A 14,967-nucleotide genomic window follows, 5' to 3' on the forward strand; every position below is an offset into this window, starting at 1 on the left:
ATGAATCAAGTTTCATTATTTGCGCTGTTGAATAGGTAATTAACTTAAAAGGATAGTAACAAAACGGGGTTGGAAAAGGAGATATAGAATGGACGTTGTGGTGTTATATGGATTGCTGATTCTATTTATGACAGCGGGCTTTTTGACTATTAGATTTGAAGCTCAAAGAGCAGGAACAGTACTTTTTAAAAGTGATTTTCATCAAGTACTATTCGTACTTTTTTGTATTGGGTTATTTGTTCGTTATTATAACTTAGGCCAACTTCCAGGATTGCAAATCGATGAAGCGATGTCGGGATATGATACGTGGGCTCTTGCAAATTATGGACAGGATAGCGCCTTGAATTCTTGGCCCATCTATTTGATTGGGTATGGAACAGGACCGTCTGCACTCTATTCGTATCTCTCTTTACCCTTTGTGAAAATATTGGGTTTGACAGTTATTAGCACACGCTTAGCGATGGTCTGTCTCTCCTCTGCAACATTACTTTTTACAATGTGGACATTGATCAGACTGAAAATTTCTCATCAATTATTGATGTCGATCATTTTTATAGTAATCATCAATCCTTGGCAACTCATGATTAGCCGATTCGGCTTAGATGCCAATGTTGCACCGCACTTGTTGCTGATTGCTTTTTGTTTGCTTCAATTAGGGCTTAAGAGTCAAGGGAAAAAACAGAATTGGTTCTATAGCGGAGCGATGATTTCGATAGGTTTAACGGCTTATGCATATATTGCTACATGGTATTTCTTGCCGGTCTTTTCGTTACTATTACTTTTTTATTTTTGGAAGAAAAAACTCCTGAGTATACGTCAGGGTATAGGGTTATCGTTGGTGTTAGTTATTACGATAGTGCCGATCATTTTCTTTGCCTATATTCAATATTTTGGTGATAGATCAATAACAATAGTAGGGATGACTTTTCCAAAATTGTTAGGTAGTCAAAATGAAGGACAGACGATTTTGTACAGTAATGATATTTGGTCAGCATTCTTAATGAATTTAAGTAGAATCCATGGCTTTTTGTTATCTGGAAGAGATGGGTTGATTTTCAGTTCGTTACCAAATTACGGAATGTTTTACAATTTAGCTGGACTATTATTGTTTAGTGTTGGGATTGTCAAAGTAGTGCGAGAAAAAAGTCATTTTAGCAGCGTTCTTTTAGCGTGGCTAATTGCACCGATCCCTTTAATTTTAATTGTTGTTCCTGTTGTGCATCATTGGAATGTCTTTCTTTTTCCAGTAATTTTGGTCATGGGATATGGGCTATCAGCATTATGGTCGCTAGATAAGAAGTCAGTTACTACAGCAGTTTTTAGTTTTTTCACTGTGTTGTTTGTTTCATTTTTATTTAGTTATAACTCTTCTTATCGTGATGAACAGCAAGATAGTACCTACATGGCGCCGCAAACGATGAATGAAGTGATTCAAATCAGCAAAGAGAAAAAACTTGGAACAATTTATGTGGATCGAACGAGTATTCATCAGCTTACTGAATTAACATTTATCTTTTTCCGATTTTTTGACCCAGTTTCACCGGAAGCATATCAAGCAAGTCGAGATCAACCTTTTGAGCGGGAAACGAATATGACATCTAACCAGTATGCCCGGTACACATTTATGAAAGAGGGAGAATTTGTAGAAGATAATAAAGGACAGATTGGGTATTTATATCATCAAGGAGCAGATTTAAGCAACTATGAAAAGAAACTTAAAGATTTCGAAGTATACCAGAACAAAGACTTTATTCTTTTTTATAAAGAATAGTTAGAGAAAAGCAGCAGCTTAGCAAAGGTTGAATAAAGGATGAAAAAAATAACGATTATCGTTCCATTTTTAAATGAAGAGGAAGTGTTGGGGCAGCTTTACCAGAGGCTAGAGCAGTTAAGTCAAACTTGTTCAAGCTATCAGTTTGAGTATCTTTTTGTCAATGATGGTAGTGAAGATCAAAGTGTTTCGATCATCTTAGCGTTACAAGAGAAAGATTCTAGAATTACTCTGTTAGATCTGTCAAGAAATTTTGGGAAAGAGGTTGCAATGTTGGCTGGTTTTGACTACGCCAAAGGAGATGCTGCAGTTGTGATAGATGCCGATTTACAACAACCGCCGGAATTGATTCAAGAAATGATCCTTTGGTGGGAACAAGGCTACTCAGATGTGTATGCTGTCCGTAAAAACCGTAAAGGAGAGACATTCTTAAAAAAATTGTTGTCGTCGTCCTATTATAAAATTCTACAAAAAACTACCAGAACGACAATCTATCCCCATGCTGGTGATTTTCGATTGTTAGATCGCAAAGCAATCAATGCTTTAAAAGAATTAAGAGAGCACGAACGCTATACAAAAGGGCTATATGGTTGGATTGGTTATAGAAAAAAAGAACTGTTTTATGATGCTGATGAGCGAGCGGGAGGAGCGACAAAATGGCGTTTATCTTCGTTAGCGAATCTAGCTATGAATGGAATCACATCCTATACAACGCTGCCGCTTAGGGTTTCAGCAATGATTGGGGCGGTAGTTTCGGTGGTTGGATTTATTTATATGATGATTGTCTTGGTTCAAACGCTTTTACTAGGAGCTAGTGTATCAGGATATCCTTCATTAATGATCGGTATTCTCTTTCTTGGAGGACTTCAATTGATTTCTTTAGGAATTATTGGTGAATATTTGGGTAGGGTATTCAATGAGACGAAAAAGCGTCCGTTGTACTTTGTTGAAGAATATTATGAAGGGCAAACGAGGGATGATAAAAGGAGTAGTGGAGAAAGTTGAAGAGGCATATAGGCATAGAGTTGTTACGGATCGTTTCAATGTACATGGTGGTTATTCTTCATATATTAGGAATTGGTGGGGTATTAGATAACGTTGAATATGGAAGCTTAAATTACTTTGTTTTTTGGAGCATTGAAACGATTTGTTTTGTTGGTGTGAATTGTTTTGCACTGATCACAGGATATTTCATGATCGGAGGAAAGTGGCGCATAGAAAAATTTATTTGTCTATGGTTTGAAGTTTTCTTTTATTCGGTATTACTCACTATTATGGCTCAATATATTTTAGGGGTAGAGATTTCGTTGCCTATTTATTCTTTTTTTCCTTTATTAACAAAAAGTTATTGGTTTTTTTCAGCATACGCAGGATTATTTCTATTTATCCCGCTACTGAATAAAGGCATCAAATTATTAAGCAAAACTGAAATGATGTATGGTGTGGGCGTGATTGTCTTACTAGGAACAGCTTCGGTCGTTTCAAAAGACGATCCATTTAATCTTTATAAAGGCTACAGTATGATTTGGTTGGTTTTCATGTATGTGATCGGTGCGTATCTAAGATTACATGTGGATATCGAAAAAATAGAGACGAAAAAACTATGGATTAGCTATTTAGGCCTTAATGGAGCAGCGTTATTCTTGATTATTGTAAGTTCATTCAGTCCGTTTTTGGAAGAAACAATGGGCAGAAATTGGTTTATTGATTATGTCTCGCCTTTGATTTTGGGTAGTTCGGTAGTATTGTTTCTTCTATTCTTAAAAATAAGGATAGAGAATCAAATAGTGGTTAAAGTTATTACCGCAATAGCTCCCGTTTCTTTCGGCGTCTATTTGATTCATACACATCCGATGATATTTTACTTTATATTGAAAAATCAATTTGGTCATTTGGCGAGTGAGAATCTTTTAATTGCGGTCCTGCTGATTTTTGTTTATGGTAGTTTGATTTATGTCGGATCTAGTCTGATAGATTATGTACGCTCTATTTTATTTCAGTTTTTAAAAATTGAAGATTTCTCAGGTGTTTTAGGTAAAAAAATTCAATACTTTATTAAGCTGTATTCAGGTTTATAAAACAATCTGAATGATGCTTTTGTTGTTATTTTTTATTTTTAAGTGAAAAAGACGGCAAAAGCTTATTTGTCTATTTGTAGGCTTTTTTATGCGTTGTTTTTTCAAAAAAATAGAGAATCACTAAAATAAAAGATAGAAATTAAGTTATTTTATGTGTTAGAATAGAGATGCTGGAAACAGCAAATAAAAAAAGAAAGAGGTAAAAAAATGGTTAAAATTAAAAATGTTGCTGGAGTCTTGTTTTTTGGTTTATTAGCAGTAGCTGGTGGTCAAAAAGCATTTGCCGCTGAATTATTGACATCTAATACTGATTTGAATGGTTATGCTGCAACTGTAACTACTAAGGCAGATGGTACAAATGTATTGACAACAAGAAAAGGTGAGTATCTTTTAAATGAGAACGCGTCTTTGTATAGCTCAAAGATCATTACGATTACATTGAACAACACAAAACCAGTTAATATGGGTGCGATCAATGCTAAAAGAACGCTTGAATTCCGCGGAAATGGTGAGTTGAATGTTAAAACAAACGAAGAAGTAGGGATTAATGTCGGTGATCATTTAAAAGCATTTAAATTTACGAAATATGGTAAAGGACACATCACTGCAACTGCTGCTGGAACGGGTGTATTCGTTCATAACGAAATCCAAATGGACGGTGGAACTGTAGAAGGATTTGGTAAGAACTATGGTGTTTACAGTGAAAACGATATTAAACCTTATCATGATGCTGTGCTAAAAGGGACAGGTAGTGAGGGAACTGGTATTTACGCTTATCGTGACATTTATGCATGGAAAGGTGCAACTGTTGTAGGCGAAGGAAAAGTTTCTGGTGCTCGTTCGATTATTGCTCATATCCAAGCAGAAGGTGCGGGAAGTTCAATTACTGGTATTTCGACTGATATTAATAGTCAGTACTCAGCTTTACATGCAGATAAACAAATGCTACGAGCATATTCAGGTGCTGTCGTTCGTGAAGAATACAGAAAACCAACATTTGAAATTACTGATGATGTACCAGTATTTGTAACTGACTTTACAAGTGTTGCTCGTAATATGAGAGATATGAAAAACTACACGTGGGTTTCAGAACCTGACAATGTATTTTTAAATGAACAAGGTGGTTTATTAGGTGATTTATCTAAAGGGACGCCTAAAGAACTTAAAATCATTGGTTCACGTCAAGAAAGTAAACTACACAATAAAAATGAAGTAAGTCAGATTAAAACAAATGGTAAACATGAAGTGATTTTCTCTGAAACTCCAACTAAATTTACTTTACCAGTAACAACAAAACACTGGGTATTAGATTTTGATACAGACGAATTTAAACTTTATAATGAAACTGTTTACGATATTGAAATTGGAAATATTTTTGAAGTGAACAACTATCTTTATGATTTTGGTAAAACAGAATGGGATCTTTTGAAAATAGACCGCGAAGATTTTGAAGTTGTGAAAGACGGCAACGAATATGTTGTGAATTACTATTATGAAGCTGATATACGAAAATAATTCTTGCCCATCTTCGTATATAAAAATCAGTGATAAAGCTAGCTCTTTTTGATAGCTAGAAATAATGAGACGTTACAAAAATGAGCTGTATCAAAGGCTTTATCAACAAGTTGAATTTCAAGAATTAAATCAGTTAATAGGAAACCTAAAGGAAATCTCCTTCAGGTTTCCTATTTTTGTGTGCATTGAAATCAGTAAATAGGCATGAAGTTTTTTATCAATGATTTGTGAAAATCAGCAGCGGGGGAGTCAATCAAATATTCCCTATTCCACTTTTTTGTCGAAAAAAAAGCCTTAACTAAAAAAGTATACGTATTAGTTATGACCTTTATTTTATGCATATCCAACGCTATTAGTAATTCAACAAAAATAAAGGCAGTTTCTCTGATAGCATAAATAAGAGAGTGAGTATTTTCATTTTTTAGTCGGATTAATGTATACTATTTTTAATCAACTAAGAGGAGCCGTATTAAAATGGAAATAGATAATCTGTTATCCGTAACGACTAGGCAAGAATTACGAAACTGGTTAGAAGGCAACAGCACAACCGAAAAATATTGCTGGATCATCGTCAGTATCAAACCAGAACCCGATAAAATCCAATACCTAGATGCTGTAGAAGAAGCGCTTTGCTTTGGTTGGATCGACGGCATCAAAAAGAAAATATCTGAAACCCAAACTGCTCAACGTCTGTCACCTAGAGCGAAAAAAAGTCCTTGGACGGAATTAAACAAAGAACGCGTCCGTCGTCTAGAACGTCTAGGATTGATGACAGAACAAGGTAGAAAAGTTCTACCAGATATGACGGAAGATTCCTTTCAAATAGATGAAATCATAGAAAAAAGACTCAAAGAAAATGCAGATATCTATGAAATATTCCTGAATTTCCCTGAGCTATATCGCCGTATCCGCATCGACACGATCCAAAATTATAAACATCAGCCAGAATTATTTGAGAAACGTTTGGATAAATTTCTGGAAAATACAAAGGCTGAAAAAATGTATGGTGCTTGGCATGATGAAGGCCGATTGCTCGAATAATTAAAAAGTTGAGCTGAACAATAAAGTTCAGCTTTTTTACTTGCCTTGGAGTTCACTTCATGGTTTATGATAAACATAACGAATAGAAATGAGGGCAAGGTTATGACCAAAACATTGTATTTGATGAGACATGGAGAAACGTTATTCAATCAACAGAAAAAAATTCAAGGCTGGTGTGATTCTCCACTGACAGAAAAAGGCATCCGGCAAGCTCAAATTGCAGGAGACTATTTCAAGAATCGCAACATTATTTTTGACAGTGCGTATGCATCAACATCTGAGCGAGCAAGTGATACGTTAGAACAAGTAACGGATATGCCTTATAAAAGAGTAAAAGGCTTGAAAGAATGGAATTTTGGACGATTTGAATCAGAGAGTGAATCACTGAATCCGCCTTTACCGTATGGTGATTTTTTTGCTGGTTATGGTGGAGAAGAAGAAGGGCAATTTAGACAACGAGTATCTGAAACTGTGATGGACATCATGAAGGAAGCGGGAGAAACTGTTTTAGCTGTTTCTCATGGTGCATCTTGTCGACAATTTATGCGAAACTGGGCGCATACTAGTGAAGTGGATCAAAAAGACCGATTAGGAAATTGTTGTATTTTGAAATTTGAATTTGAGCATGATACATTTAAATTATTAGAAATCATCAATCACGATTATTCAAGTTTGGGATAAGTAAGCAAGGAGGAAATCAAGTTGAACAGTAAAGAAGCAGCAGAAATGTTTGGCTTAACGACTGATACAGTTCGTTATTATGAACGAGTAGGTGTTATTCCGCCAATCAAACGGGATAAAAACGGCTACCGTGTCTATACAACAAGAGACCTGAATTGGATTTATTTAGCAAAAAGTTTACGTAATGCAGGAGTCTCAATCGAGTCTTTGATCGAATTCGCTACACTTTCTCAACTCGGGGGAAATGTTGAGCAGGCACAAAAACAGATCTTGCAAGACCAACTCCAAGAGATCACTGGAAAATTAGAAGAAATGACTAAAACACGTGATTTACTTCAATACAAAATCGATACCTATGATGAGCATATCGCCAAGTTCAAATCAGGAGAAGTCACATCAGACAATGTTGAAGAGCTTTGGAAGGTAAATCACAAAAATTAAGAATAAACAGCTTGCTATGAAGCTGACTCCATAGTTTATAGTGAAGTTGTTAGGCACTCATAGAACCAAAAAGAGATGGAGGAAAGACAAATGCAAACAGTCAAATTGAACAATGGGATAGAAATCCCTATTTTAGGCTTCGGTACGTATCAAATCACAGACCCTAAAGAAGCTGAGCAAGCAGTGATTGATGCGATCAAAGTAGGTTACCGTCATATTGACACAGCTCAATCTTATATGAATGAAGAAGCAGTCGGTAGAGGAATTGCAGCTTCGGGTATTCCTCGCGAAGAACTGTTTATTACTACTAAAATTTGGGTAGAAAATGTTTCTTATGAAGGAGTCAAGGAATCTTTTGAACGGTCTCTGGACAGATTAGGTCTGAATTATGTTGATTTACTATTATTACATCAACCGTATAATGATGTTTATGGTGCATGGCGGGCGATGGAGGAACTACAAGAAGCTGGGAAAATTCGTGCAATCGGTGTTTCGAACTTTGCAGTAGATCGCGCAGTTGATTTAGCTGAGTTCAATAAAGTGGTGCCGCAAATCAATCAAATTGAGATCAACCCGTTCAATCAGCAAACAAAAAATATCGAAGCCTTAAAAGCAGAAGGAATCCAGCCTGAAGCGTGGGCGCCATTTGCAGAAGGCAAAAATGGGATTTTTACAAATGAAATCCTAACGACCATTGGCGATAAATATCATAAATCTGTAGCGCAAGTTATTGTTCGATGGTTGATTGAGCAAGAGATCGTTGTTCTAGCGAAGTCGGTAAAACCAGAGCGAATGGCTGAAAATATGGCTGTATTTGATTTTGAACTGTCAGAAGAAGACAAAGCAGCAATTGCTACATTGAATGAAGGGGAAAGCCAATTTTTCTCCCATGCAGATCCTGCGATGATCAAATGGATGGCTGGCAGAAAGATGAATGTGTAAGGGATTAATAGTGAATAGTAAGTAACAGAAAAACTACGATCAAAAAACTTGTGATTTTTACACGTTTTTGATTGTAGTTTTTTATTTAAACAGGAAATAGCCTGCGTATTTATTTGCTATAATATGAAGGTGCAGAGTCCTTTAAACCTTGATAGATCAACATGACACGAATTGTATCAGTGCGACATTTCAGTATGATACGAAAAGTAGCTATCTTTTATTATAAGTTATCAAGATAATAAAAAAGAAGGAGGTGATACCGTGAACATAGGTGATAAAATCAAAGAGCAACGACTAAAGAAAGAATTAACACAAGAACAATTAAGTGACTTATTAAATGTTTCGCGTTCGACTGTCTCAAGTTGGGAAGTCGGAAGAAATTATCCGGATTTAGAAACGATTGTAGCAATCAGCGATTTGTTCGGTATCTCTCTTGATAATTTATTACGGGAGGATACAGAAATGGCAAAAGATTTATCTAAAAAAGTGAAATGGAATAAATACTATAAGCGAATTTTGATCGTAATTGGAATACTTGCTGTGATTTATGTAGGGTTTAACGGTAAGTTGAGAATGGATGAACAACGCTACTTAAAGAATCTTGCAGCGCACTCTTGGAAGCAGGATGATTACAAATACGCAGGGAGTTATGCTTTAAAAGAAGCAGATGTCTTATATTCAACATATATTCTTGAGACAGGGTTCAATCCGATTCCTTTATCTGAACATCATCCATGGGTAATTGCTAGAAAAGGTAAACTCGTTGTTGAAGTTAAAGAAGGCAATAAACGCTATGTCATTATTGCAAAGGATAATGATCCAAACGTGACATACAGTGCAACTGTTGAAGTAGATGAGGCTGGAAACGTAATAAAAAGTGATTCGAGTTGGTCAAAAGAAAAAGAAGAGTCTTTGAAAGAGTATTTGAAAAAACACCAAAAAGAATATACAGAATTGCTGAAAGAGACTGTCAGGAAAAGAAAAGAAATCATTAGCTGATGATTTTACTTAGCGATGAATCAAAATAAGCTGTTACCTGGTAAAAACTGAATTGTAAAGACAGGTTTAGTGTGGTAAAGTCATTGTTAATCAAAATGTATTTTAGAAGGAGAACATTAGAAATGAAACAAAAAAAATGGACGAGCATACTAGCTGTCCTAATCATGTTTATCTTAATGACTTTTACCCACGTTGACCATGTAGCGGCTTTGGAATTGCCCCAATCCGATTCTTTAGCAAGGGCAGATAGAATCAGTATGCCAGGTGAATTAGCGGTGAAGTATCAACTACTCCAAGAAGATGGGCAGCCCATAGACGCGAATATACCATTAAAGATAGGTGAAACGTATCTTTTTTCTATGAGATATCAACTAAAAGAATTCGATAATAATCAAGAGATTTATGATCATAATATTATTTTTTGGTTCAATGAAGGTTTGGAGTATGCGGCAGAATCATTTTATGTTGGTTCCAACGATCTGCCTCCAACCCATCTTAGTGATGAAGGTCTTTCTAGTATTATGCCTGATTTTCCAAATGAAATGAATCTTCCTTTTAAAGGGTCATTATCAGGCAGTATGGAGGTATACTACTATTTTAAAGTAAAAGTAGGGAATATCACTGGTAATGTTGATCTGCCTGGTTTGTTCACTGGTGAGACTTCAGATGGCGCTGGCGGCATCAAGCCATTCTCACCGATTCCATTATCCTTAGCTGAACAAAACCTTTTTGTAGCACCTGATTTCCAGATGCCGCTAACGGTTAGTAATTCAGAAGCCAAAGTTGGCGATATTTTGACGTATACTTTAACAGCAGAGAACAGCGGAGGTAAAGTTGGGGAAAGTGTCCTTAAAAACAGTTTGCCTGATGGTGTTGAATACCTGCCAAATACGACAAAGATCAATGAACTTCCGATTGACGATAGTGCTTGGAATGGTCGTGAATTTGCCTATTCGTTTACTGATATACCTGAAAACGAAAAAATAACATTTAGTTATCAAGTAAAAGTAACTGGAGAAAATCAAACTTCAATCGATCAAAACGTGTCCTTAGAAGGTGTGACTAGTTTAGCCCAACAACCTTTTACATTACAATCTAATAGTGTGACAACAACCATCATTCATGTTCCGACGCTATCAAGTGTTACTGCCAATTTCAAAGATCAAGATGGAACGACGTTAAAGCCAAGTATTACTCTAACAGGAGACGTTGGAACTCGTTATGAAATTGATAAGGAAATCGCAGGTTATCAGTTAAAAGAAGTACTTGGGGATGACACAGGAATTTTTACAGAGCAACCTAAGGAAATGACATTTATTTATGAAAAAGTAAAAACAGATCCAATTGAACCAGAAATAAATAACGTAAATAAAGAACAATCGCAACAGCAACAACAAGAACAAGCGCAATCACAACTACCCAAAACGGGAGCAGCAGAGCAAAATACAGTGATTTTATCGGCTGGAATGCTGAGTTTGTTTCTATTTAGTTTGATTTTCGGTTTCCGAATAAAAAATAGATAAAGAGCCAGAAAAGATTAACGGGAGTGACACATCACTAAATTAGTGTGGTGTGTCACTCCCGTTAATTGTTTTTTTAAAGTGATTATTTTTTGCTATTTCGATATAAAATATCTTCCGAATCACCATTAGACCAAATTTTCCCAGAAGTAGCGTCAAAGTCTTCGTTTTCTAATTGAATACAGCGAATCCGTTGATTATTGTATGTTTTGTAATAATAATTCAATGAGCTATTGACCATAACAGAAGTATATTGCGTATAGTCATAAGCTTGCGTTGTTTTTACAACACCTTTAGGGATATCAACATTAGCAAGCACATGAAACATAGAGGTAACGCCATCTAATTCTGTTTGGACATCCTGTAAGCAAGCTTTTAAGAAGACCGCTCTGACAAATCTTGATGGCGGAGTAAAATCACCAGGCAGACCAAAGGCACCCGTTCCTTCACCGAACGGTTTCATGACCATATCTTTTAAATGAACTTCTGTTTTTTGTTCAGGTTGAAGCCCAATATAATTTCTTAAATTTGTTGTATGCCATTTGTAATCAGGACTATTGGTCATAACGCCGATCGTATTTTCGTGGATGTGTAATGTTTGTTCTGTATATTCAATGACAATACTTTTCCCTGTTTTATCCGTGATGACCCAATGAAGAGGTAAGACGATTCCTAGAAAATCTAAGGCTGTGTCTTCAACTTGGGCATTTTCCATCGTACGTGTTACTTCTTCGATAGTGGAACAAGTAGAAAGTAAAAACGGCACAACATCGTGTGGTGCTAAAGTATATTTTTTTGAAGTATCTTGACTATTATAATCAGCATAACCTGAAAAATAGAGGGCTGCGCAGGAAAGGCCTTTTTCATTTAAACCATCAGCAAAAACAAAGTGTTCTTTATCTACTTGTCGCGCCATTCCTACAAAAGCATAGTCGTTTTTGCGATCATAGCTTTCATCGTTAACGAATATAAATTTATTCCGCGGAATAAACGTTGGTTCGGCCTCAAGAACAACCGCAAAATCCATTGTTCTTGCTAATAAAACATGTTGATCTTTCGTCATCATCGTAACACTTGTGCACATAGATTATCGCTCCCTCTTTTTAATGAAATAAATAGTTTATCTAAAAAAATAAGATTATAGAATAATTTAAGCTAAAGTGAACTTTCTAAAAGTTTAACGTAGTTTAAAGTTATAATCAAATAAATACTATAGAAATTCTAGCAGCTTAATGTTGGTGAAAGTGTATCAGTATTTACTTTTTTGTTATAATGCTACTATATAATCATATTTTATTTAGTTATTTATCCGAGGGGGATTTATGGTGGTGAGAGAATATTTTACTAAAAGGGGTCGTTTAAGAGCGATTGTCCATTTAAGTAGTCTGATTTATCTGGTCATACTATTATTTTTAGTAATCAATCAGCGAGGATTTATTGAAACTATTATTCGGAAATCTTTTCGAATCACGGTCAATAATGTGCTAACTTTTTTTTCATCTAAAGATTGGCAAGCAGGATTGTCAGACAAAGTTAGTCAGGTAGTAACGAATTTGAGCCTACTGATTATTATCCAGACTATTGTTATGTTAGCGGGATTAGTGCTTGTGGGGTACCTTTTATGGCGATTAAGAAAAAAGGATCAGTGGCATTTGAGTGAGAAATTATTAGTGATAGGTTATTTATTTTTAGTGATTGCTCTTTTAACCGTATTAACAAAAATGACAATAGAAATGTATCAAACTTATACAGTGATCGATCAGCGAATCAATAGTCTGAGTGTACAAGAACTTAATCGTTTTCAGGAAAAACTCTCAGATATCTTCCGCCAGTCTACCTTTACTTTAGATCAGTTGATTCCAAGTGTTATGTCCTTGTTGGAGCAATTGAAAGAATTGATTCACACAACCAGAAATATTGCGGGTATTCCAAATCTTGTTCAGGAAACATGGGAACAGTTACTTGTTTTGAAGAATTGGCTAGTTGGATTGAGTCTTAGTGCTGTTGCTATTATTTTAGCAGGTCACATAACAGAAGGAATTCGCATCTTTAAAAATAGTCAGTGGCTAGAAACGAAGTTGCAGCGGACGAAAAGAAGTCGTCAAATAGAGTTGAACGAACGATTGGTAGAAGTGATCGAGCAGCAACAAGAGTTAATTGAACTTTTGACTAAGGATAAACAGAAGTAAAAATCGATAATAAAGCGACCATAGACGGATCATTCATTTATGGTCGCTTTATTGTTTGATTTTTAGTAGTGGATAACTTTAAAACTATGTTTTAGAGAACAAAAAAAATTATTAAGCTTTTTGGACGCGAACATCAAAATTTTCTCTAAGTACATCTTCTTTGAAAATAACTTCCGCCACGTCTTTAGCTGTGATTCTCATTTCTTTAGTCAATTCAAAACCACCAGGTAAGTCTTCACGCTTTGCTTCTTTTTTCTCATCAGTGATCACAGGTGGATTATCTAATGGGAAGTAACCAACAAAAATATCTTTTTCTTTTAGCTCTTGACTTAGATGGGTCATCAACATTTTCAATGCAGCTTGAGCTGTTCCCATGATGCCGGTATAAGGATAAGCAATTCGGTCTGATTGCCCACTAGAGATCAACACAGAGCCATGACTTTCTTCTAAATAAGGCAATACATGTTGAACAGAAGTTAAGACAGAAGTGACTCTTAGTTGTAAAAATAAAGAGAATAATGATTCAGGTGCTTCGCTCAATGGCATGTAGGATTTTCCTAAAGGTCCGGGAACATTATAGAAATAAGTAGTTAAACCGCCGAGCTGTGTAACTAGACGATCGATTGCTTGATTTAATTCTGCTGTGTTGCTTGCATCAGCAGTTTCATAATAAACAGTAATACCATCTTGTTCTAGTTCATCTTTCAACTCAATTAAAACGGGTTCCAAAATATTGATCAATCCGACTTTATAACCCTGAGAACCATATTTTTTTGCTGTTTCAAAGCCAACTCCTGGACCTGCACCTACGATAATAATTGATTTACTCATAAAAAACATCCTTCCGTTGTGTAGTTAAATTACTTCCAAAGAATAGCATCGCTTACAGATCTTGTCAGCGCAAATAAGTGTTGGGAAAATGAAGTAAGGGAAGCAAGACCTTAAATCTAAAGGCTTTATAAGCTATATAGGCTGGAGAAAGATGTGTAGATAACAGAGGTTAATCAGTACCTTTTTGTATGTGAACTTGCTTTGTAAAATGAAACTGACTATAATAGCCTTCAAGTAAGTGAGAGAAAGCAGGTTTTAGAATGCATGACTATGTAAAGTATAAAAATGAGTTGAATACGGTCTCACTAGGGACCTTCAATGCGAATGAATTCAACTTGTTTTTTTCTCTATTAAGTAGAACAAAAGAAGAGCAACACGAACAAATTTATTTGAAATGGGATGATTTAAAACATTTGGCCCACTATACCTCAACCTCTAACACGAGGTTCTTAAAGGATTTAAATAATATGTATCAAAAACTGACGAAGACCAATTATCTGCATATGTATACGGACGATGACCAGGTTGGTTTAGAACGTTTTATGATTTTTGAAGATTTTACATTTCTTGAAAAAGAGAAAGCAATCCAAGCCTGTTTTAATCCCAAATTCACATGCCTGTTAAATCAAGTACATGCCAATGCTACTTGTTTTTCTTTAGAAGAATTTATTTCGGTGAAAAAGAAATATGCAAAAAATCTATATCGTTTGTTAAAACAGGCTGAAAAAAAAGGGTACTGGGAAGTGTCGTTTGAGAATTTGACCTTTTTACTCGGGGTTCCTGAGAATTACCAAGTTGGACAAATCGATCAAAAGATTTTAAAGCCATCGATTGAGGAGTTAAGTAAGTATTTTAGGCATTTAGAAGTGGAAAAAAAATATAGTAAGACACAAGGGAATAAAGTTCGAGGGTATATTTTTAAATTTGATAAGAGTAGACCATAAATGCTAAAAAGAGTC

14 protein-coding genes are annotated in these 14,967 nt (G+C 35.5%); 12 read left to right on the top strand and 2 right to left on the bottom strand.

Translation table 11 applies throughout. The annotated features are described in order from the left end of the window. The first annotated feature begins 88 nt into the window (after positions 1-88). From A5821_RS13400 to A5821_RS13445, 10 genes are all read left to right on the top strand, one after another. Positions 89-1,771 carry a hypothetical protein gene (locus A5821_RS13400; RefSeq protein WP_086315251.1) on the top strand — a complete coding sequence of 561 codons (1,683 nt, stop codon included), beginning with the start codon at positions 89-91 and terminating at the stop codon, positions 1,769-1,771. 39 nt (positions 1,772-1,810) lie between these two features. Further along, entirely contained in the window at positions 1,811-2,776 is a 966-nt protein-coding gene (locus A5821_RS13405; RefSeq protein WP_086315252.1) for a glycosyltransferase family 2 protein, read from the top strand. Continuing rightward, positions 2,773-3,849, top strand: a complete 1,077-nt coding sequence (locus tag A5821_RS13410) for an acyltransferase (protein ID WP_086315253.1) — start codon at positions 2,773-2,775, stop codon at positions 3,847-3,849. The genes A5821_RS13405 and A5821_RS13410 overlap by 4 nt, the downstream gene beginning before the upstream one ends. Before the next feature lie 207 nt (positions 3,850-4,056). Next, on the top strand, positions 4,057-5,364 hold the full coding sequence (locus A5821_RS13415) for a carbohydrate-binding domain-containing protein (RefSeq protein WP_086315254.1): 1,308 nt from the start codon (positions 4,057-4,059) through the stop codon (positions 5,362-5,364). 474 nt (positions 5,365-5,838) lie between these two features. Next, positions 5,839-6,405 carry a YdeI/OmpD-associated family protein gene (locus A5821_RS13420; RefSeq protein WP_086315255.1) on the top strand — a complete coding sequence of 189 codons (567 nt, stop codon included), beginning with the start codon at positions 5,839-5,841 and terminating at the stop codon, positions 6,403-6,405. Positions 6,406-6,507: 102 nt separating this feature from the next. Beyond that, positions 6,508-7,086 (top strand): histidine phosphatase family protein, encoded by a 579-nt coding sequence (locus A5821_RS13425; RefSeq protein WP_086315256.1) that lies wholly within the window; start codon positions 6,508-6,510, stop codon positions 7,084-7,086. A gap of 21 nt (positions 7,087-7,107) precedes the next feature. After that, positions 7,108-7,527: a MerR family transcriptional regulator gene (locus A5821_RS13430; protein ID WP_086315257.1), complete on the top strand. Its 420-nt coding sequence runs from the start codon at positions 7,108-7,110 to the stop codon at positions 7,525-7,527. A gap of 90 nt (positions 7,528-7,617) precedes the next feature. After that, a complete protein-coding gene (locus tag A5821_RS13435; protein ID WP_086315258.1) occupies positions 7,618-8,469 on the top strand; it encodes an aldo/keto reductase in 852 nt (283 codons plus the stop codon). Between the two features lie 261 nt (positions 8,470-8,730). Further along, the gene (locus tag A5821_RS13440) at positions 8,731-9,468 is read left to right on the top strand and encodes a helix-turn-helix domain-containing protein (protein ID WP_086315259.1); all 738 of its coding nucleotides are present in this window, start codon (positions 8,731-8,733) and stop codon (positions 9,466-9,468) included. 122 nt (positions 9,469-9,590) lie between these two features. Further along, a complete protein-coding gene (locus A5821_RS13445) occupies positions 9,591-10,991 on the top strand; it encodes a MucBP domain-containing protein (protein WP_170923041.1) in 1,401 nt (466 codons plus the stop codon). Between the two features lie 82 nt (positions 10,992-11,073). Here A5821_RS13445 and A5821_RS13450 read toward each other — a convergent pair whose 3' ends face one another. Next, on the bottom strand, positions 11,074-12,072 hold the full coding sequence (locus tag A5821_RS13450) for a linear amide C-N hydrolase (RefSeq protein ID WP_086315261.1): 999 nt from the start codon (positions 12,070-12,072) through the stop codon (positions 11,074-11,076). A 238-nt stretch (positions 12,073-12,310) separates the two neighbouring features. On the opposite strand from A5821_RS13450, the gene A5821_RS13455 reads away from it, so the two are divergent. Beyond that, positions 12,311-13,177 (top strand): hypothetical protein, encoded by an 867-nt coding sequence (locus A5821_RS13455; RefSeq protein WP_086315262.1) that lies wholly within the window; start codon positions 12,311-12,313, stop codon positions 13,175-13,177. 111 nt (positions 13,178-13,288) lie between these two features. Here the strand turns inward: A5821_RS13455 and A5821_RS13460 are convergent, their stop codons facing one another. Further along, positions 13,289-14,008 carry an SDR family NAD(P)-dependent oxidoreductase gene (locus A5821_RS13460; protein ID WP_086315263.1) on the bottom strand — a complete coding sequence of 240 codons (720 nt, stop codon included), beginning with the start codon at positions 14,006-14,008 and terminating at the stop codon, positions 13,289-13,291. 260 nt (positions 14,009-14,268) lie between these two features. Between A5821_RS13460 and A5821_RS13465 the strand changes: the two genes are divergently transcribed. Continuing rightward, the gene (locus A5821_RS13465) at positions 14,269-14,952 is read left to right on the top strand and encodes a replication initiation protein (RefSeq protein WP_086315264.1); all 684 of its coding nucleotides are present in this window, start codon (positions 14,269-14,271) and stop codon (positions 14,950-14,952) included. Positions 14,953-14,967 lie beyond the last annotated feature (15 nt).

Origin of the sequence: Enterococcus sp. 7F3_DIV0205 (assembly GCF_002141365.2) — a bacterium.
GTDB lineage: Bacteria > Bacillota > Bacilli > Lactobacillales > Enterococcaceae > Enterococcus_L > Enterococcus_L palustris.

Bases quoted from the DNA above. Each gene is read 5' to 3' on its own strand.
- A5821_RS13400 (WP_086315251.1), top strand. From the start codon at position 89: ATGGACGTTGTGGTGTTATATGGATTGCTGATTCTATTTATGACAGCG.
- A5821_RS13405 (WP_086315252.1), top strand. From the start codon at position 1,811: ATGAAAAAAATAACGATTATCGTTCCATTTTTAAATGAAGAGGAAGTG.
- A5821_RS13415 (WP_086315254.1), top strand. From the start codon at position 4,057: ATGGTTAAAATTAAAAATGTTGCTGGAGTCTTGTTTTTTGGTTTATTA.
- A5821_RS13420 (WP_086315255.1), top strand. From the start codon at position 5,839: ATGGAAATAGATAATCTGTTATCCGTAACGACTAGGCAAGAATTACGA.
- A5821_RS13425 (WP_086315256.1), top strand. From the start codon at position 6,508: ATGACCAAAACATTGTATTTGATGAGACATGGAGAAACGTTATTCAAT.
- A5821_RS13435 (WP_086315258.1), top strand. From the start codon at position 7,618: ATGCAAACAGTCAAATTGAACAATGGGATAGAAATCCCTATTTTAGGC.
- A5821_RS13445 (WP_170923041.1), top strand. From the start codon at position 9,591: ATGAAACAAAAAAAATGGACGAGCATACTAGCTGTCCTAATCATGTTT.
- A5821_RS13450 (WP_086315261.1), bottom strand. From the start codon at position 12,072: ATGTGCACAAGTGTTACGATGATGACGAAAGATCAACATGTTTTATTA.
- A5821_RS13455 (WP_086315262.1), top strand. From the start codon at position 12,311: ATGGTGGTGAGAGAATATTTTACTAAAAGGGGTCGTTTAAGAGCGATT.
- A5821_RS13460 (WP_086315263.1), bottom strand. From the start codon at position 14,008: ATGAGTAAATCAATTATTATCGTAGGTGCAGGTCCAGGAGTTGGCTTT.
- A5821_RS13465 (WP_086315264.1), top strand. From the start codon at position 14,269: ATGCATGACTATGTAAAGTATAAAAATGAGTTGAATACGGTCTCACTA.